Source organism: Methylobacterium sp. WL116, from assembly GCF_008039455.1.
In the GTDB taxonomy this organism is placed as follows: Bacteria; Pseudomonadota; Alphaproteobacteria; order Rhizobiales; family Beijerinckiaceae; genus Methylobacterium.
This window is the reverse complement of sequence record NZ_VRUV01000410.1, coordinates 1-4,162: the sequence shown is the minus strand read 5'-3', so window position 1 is coordinate 4,162 and position 4,162 is coordinate 1. Positions and strand designations below refer to the sequence as shown.

General features: G+C 69.9%; 4 protein-coding genes and 1 pseudogene. 4 read left to right on the top strand and 1 reads right to left on the bottom strand.

What is annotated here, in order from left to right; all coding sequences use genetic code 11:
- Positions 1 to 255: pseudogene (locus tag FV223_RS21615) on the top strand (hypothetical protein); the annotation flags it as partial.
- 89 nt (positions 256 to 344) lie between these two features.
- Here FV223_RS21615 and FV223_RS21610 read toward each other — a convergent pair.
- Complete coding sequence (locus FV223_RS21610; RefSeq protein WP_243934567.1) at positions 345 to 770, bottom strand: L,D-transpeptidase; 426 nt, start codon at positions 768 to 770, stop codon at positions 345 to 347.
- A 258-nt stretch (positions 771 to 1,028) separates the two neighbouring features.
- On the opposite strand from FV223_RS21610, the gene FV223_RS21605 reads away from it, so the two are divergent.
- From FV223_RS21605 to FV223_RS21595, 3 genes are all read left to right on the top strand, one after another.
- Positions 1,029 to 2,420, top strand: a complete 1,392-nt coding sequence (locus FV223_RS21605; protein WP_147728924.1) for a dicarboxylate/amino acid:cation symporter — start codon at positions 1,029 to 1,031, stop codon at positions 2,418 to 2,420.
- The gene (locus FV223_RS21600; RefSeq protein WP_147728923.1) at positions 2,417 to 3,343 is read left to right on the top strand and encodes an ROK family protein; all 927 of its coding nucleotides are present in this window, start codon (positions 2,417 to 2,419) and stop codon (positions 3,341 to 3,343) included. Before FV223_RS21605 ends, FV223_RS21600 begins: the two co-directional genes overlap by 4 nt.
- Positions 3,344 to 3,412: 69 nt before the next feature.
- Positions 3,413 to 4,162, top strand: a 750-nt coding sequence (locus FV223_RS21595; RefSeq protein ID WP_147728922.1) for a metalloregulator ArsR/SmtB family transcription factor, incomplete at its 3' end; no start/stop codon positions are given.

Below are 4,162 nucleotides of genomic sequence, written 5' to 3'. Positions count from 1 at the left end.
CCCGTCGTCGAGGCGCCGCCGCCCGCGCCGGAACCGGCCGCAGCCGAGCCGACGCCGGAGCCTGCAGCCGTCCACGCACCGGAGCCGGAAGCCGCCGAGACGCCGCCTCAGGATGCGCGGATCGACGACGTGATCGAGAGCCTGTCCCAGGCCCTCGGCGCCGCGATCCAGCAGCCGCAGGAGCCCGCCTCCGACGATCCGGCCTCGACCTTCGAACGGTGGACCGTCCGCCCCCGGCGCACGCAGCAGACCTGAGCGTCTGCCGCTTCGGACGCCGACGTCACCGACCTTCGAGGACCGCCGTTGCCCCCGCAGCGGCGGTCCTTCGCGTTCGGCGGGCGACCTCAGTTGCGGATGATCACGCTGGCGCCGCCATGGCTGCGGGCGAGGCCGAACAGCCGGCTGGCATGGCCGGGCGCGAGGCGGATGCAGCCGTGGCTGGCGCGCCGTCCGAGATGGCCCACCGCGTAGGTGCCGTGGATCGCGTAGCCGCCCCGGAAGAACATCGCGTGCGGCATCGGCGAGCCGTGATACTTGTGCGAGCGCCACATCGGTGCCATCAGCCCGACCCGGAAGTTGCCGTTCGGGGTGACGTAGCCGTTCCGTGCGGTCGAGACCGGCCAATCGTGCGAGAGCGCCCCGTCGACGTAGACGCGCATGCGTTGGCGCGACTGGTCAATCTGGGCGACGATGCCGGCGCTCGCGGGAACGACGAGGGCCAGGCTCAGGAGACCGCTCGCGGCGGTGAGGACGGCACGGACGAGGGGCACGACGAAGCTCCGGTGCTCGGAAAGGTCGGCCGACGGACGCGGACGTCCGGCGTCGACTTCGACGCGACCGCGATGACTTCAGTGCCCACTGTACTCTGCCGCGAAAAGACCGTTTTTCCTGTAGGAACAGGTTTTTGTCACACCTTCGGCGTGTCGAAATACTCAGCCGCCGTTGAGGCCCGAAGCCAACTTCGCTAGCCTCCGGCCAAATGGGAGGGTGCACGGCAAGCGTGCACGGGCGAGATCATGGCGCAGGCGATGCACGGTTCGACGAACGTAGCGGTGACCGAGAAGGCGATACGCCCGGATCCCTGGTACAAGGTGCTCTACATCCAGGTGCTGATCGCGATCGCGCTCGGCATCCTGCTCGGCTACCTCAGCCCCGATTGGGGCAAGTCGATGAAGTGGCTCGGCGACGGCTTCATCGCCCTGATCAAGATGATGATCGCGCCGATCATCTTCTGCACCATCGTGCACGGCATCGCCTCGATCGGCGACCTGAAGAAGGTTGGCCGCGTCGGCCTCAAGGCGCTGATCTATTTCGAGGTCGTCTCGAGCTTCGCGCTGCTGATCGGCATCATCGTCGGCGAGGTGGTCCGGCCGGGCGCAGGCTTCGGCGCCGACCTGTCCAAGCTCGACGCCAAGGCGGTCGAGGGCTACGCCAGCAAGGCGGCCGCCGACTCCACCGTCGCGCACATCCTCGGCCTGATCCCGAAGAGCTTCTTCGACGCGATGGCGACCGGCGACCTGTTGCAGGTGCTGCTGATCTCGATCCTCACCGGCTGCGTGCTGACCGGGATGGGCGCGAAGGGCGAGGCGATCACCCACGGCATCGACGCGGCCGGCCAGGTGTTCTTCCGCATCATCGGGCTGATCGTGAAGCTCGCTCCCATCGGCGCGTTCGGCGCGATGGCCTTCACGGTGGGCCAGTACGGCATCGGCAAGGTCATCGACCTCGCCTGGCTGGTCGGCACCTTCTACACCACCTCGCTGCTGTTCATCTTCGTGGTGCTCGGCGGGATCGCGGCCTTCTGCGGCTTCTCGATCTTCAAGTTCCTCGCCTACATCAAGGACGAGCTCCTGATCGTCCTCGGCACCTCCTCGTCGGAGACGGTGCTGCCGCACATGATGACCAAGATGAAGCGCCTCGGCGCCTCGGATTCGGTCGTCGGCCTCGTTATCCCGACGGGCTACTCGTTCAATCTCGACGGCACCAACATCTACATGACGCTCACGACGCTGTTCCTGGCGCAGGCGGTGGGCGCGGACCTGACCTTCGGGCAGTACGCGACGATCTTCCTCGTCGCGATGCTGACCTCGAAGGGCGCCTCGGGCGTCACTGGCGCGGGCTTCATCACCCTGGCGGCGACGCTGGCCGCGATCCCGGGCACCCCGGTCCCGGTGGCGGCGATGACGCTGGTGCTCGGCGTCGACAAGTTCATGTCCGAGTGCCGCGCGCTGACCAACCTGATCGGCAACGGCGTCGCGACCGTGGTCGTCTCCCGCTGGGAGGGCGAGCTCGACAAGGCCAAGCTCAACCAGGTGATGGCGCACCCCGTCTCGATCGGCACGCACATCTCCGACGAGACGCCCGAGCCGATGACGGTCGAGAGCAATCCGCGCGCGCCGAAGGTCGCCGCTGCGGAGTGAGCGCATCGCATACCGGGGCGGCCCACCGCCTCGGCATCGATCTCGGAGGCACCAAGACCGCCGGCATCGTCCTCGATGCCGGCGGTCGCGTTCTGGCCGAGGCCCGCCTTCCGACACCCCGGAACGATTACGCCAGCACGGTGCGAACGATCGCTGACCTCGTCGCCCGACTGGAGGCGAAGGCGGGCGGCACCTGCACGGTCGGCATCGGGATGCCGGGCGCGATCTCGCCGGCCACCGGCCTCGTGAAGAACGCGAACTCGCACTGGCTCAACGGGCAGCGGTTCGGTGCCGACCTCGAGGCCGCGCTCGGGCGGTCCGTCCGCATCGAGAACGATGCGAACTGCCTCGCCGTGTCCGAGGCGGTCGACGGCGCAGGCGCCGCTGCGAGCCTGGTCTGGGCGGTGATCCTCGGGACCGGCGTCGGATCGGGCATCGCCTGGGATCGGCGCCCGCTCGCCGGCCGCGGCCGCATCGCCGGGGAGTGGGGCCACAACCCGCTACCGCGGCCTGGCGACGACGAGCGGCCCGGGCCGGCCTGCTATTGCGGACGTCGCGGCTGCATCGAAACCTGGGTGTCGGGGCCAGGCCTCGCGGCCGACCACGCCCGCCGCACCGGGGTCGCAATCTCGGCCGAGGCCGTGGTCGCGGCGATGCGCGAGGGCGACGTCGTCGCGAAAGCGACCTTCGCCGCCTATCTCGACCGGCTCGGCCGCAGCGTCGCGCACGTGGTCAACATCCTCGATCCCGACGTCGTCGTGATCGGCGGCGGGCTCTCGCGGGTCCCGGAACTGATCGCCGGCCTGCCGGCGGCGACCGCACCGCACGTCTTCTCGGACCGCTTCGACACCCCGATCCGCGAGAGCCTGCATGGCGACGCCTCGGGCGTGCGCGGTGCAGCCTGGCTGTGGAACGCCGGATAGCCCGGCGCTCGCCCGCGACGCGCGAAAAGGCACTTGTCACCGGCCGCGATCGGACATAAAGATATCTTTATGTCTAACGATCGCGTCAGCCCGACGGCACCGGTCTCCTTCCCCGACGCGCTGGGCGTGTTGCGGGCGGCGGCGGAAGAGACGCGCCTGCGTATCCTGGCGCTGCTGTCCGAGGGCGAGCTCTCGGTCTCCGACCTTACCGACATCCTCGGCCAGTCCCAGCCGCGGATCTCGCGCCATCTCAAGCTCCTGGTCGAAGCCGGGCTGATCGAGCGCCACCGCGAGGGGGCATGGGCGTTCTTCCGGCTCGCGGAGACCCGCGCCGGCCTGGTCGACCCGCTGATCGCCGGCCTGTCGCGCGACGGCGCGCCGTTGTCCGAGGATCGTGCCCGCCTCGACGCGGTCCGCAGCCAGCGGGCGGAGACCGCAAAGACCTTCTTCGCGCGGCTGGCACCGAAATGGGACGAGCTGCGCTCGCTCCACGTGCCCGAGGCCACCGTCGAGGCGGCGGTGCTCGCGGCTTTGGGCAATCGTCCGGTCCGCAGCCTGATCGATCTCGGGACCGGCACCGGGCGGATGCTCGGGCTGCTGGCGCCGCTCGCCGGCCGGGCGACCGGGCTCGATTCGAGCCACGCCATGCTCTCGGTCGCGCGCGCCAACCTGGAACGGATGGGGTTGGCGCGGGTCGACCTGCGCCAGGGCGACATCCACGCCCCGCCCTTCGCCCGCGGCAGCTTCGACCTCGTGGTGGTGCATCAGGTGCTGCATTACCTCGACGAGCCGGCGCGGGCGCTGCGCGAGGCCGCCCGC

Bases quoted from the DNA above. Each gene is read 5' to 3' on its own strand.
- FV223_RS21605 (WP_147728924.1), top strand. From the start codon at position 1,029: ATGCACGGTTCGACGAACGTAGCGGTGACCGAGAAGGCGATACGCCCG.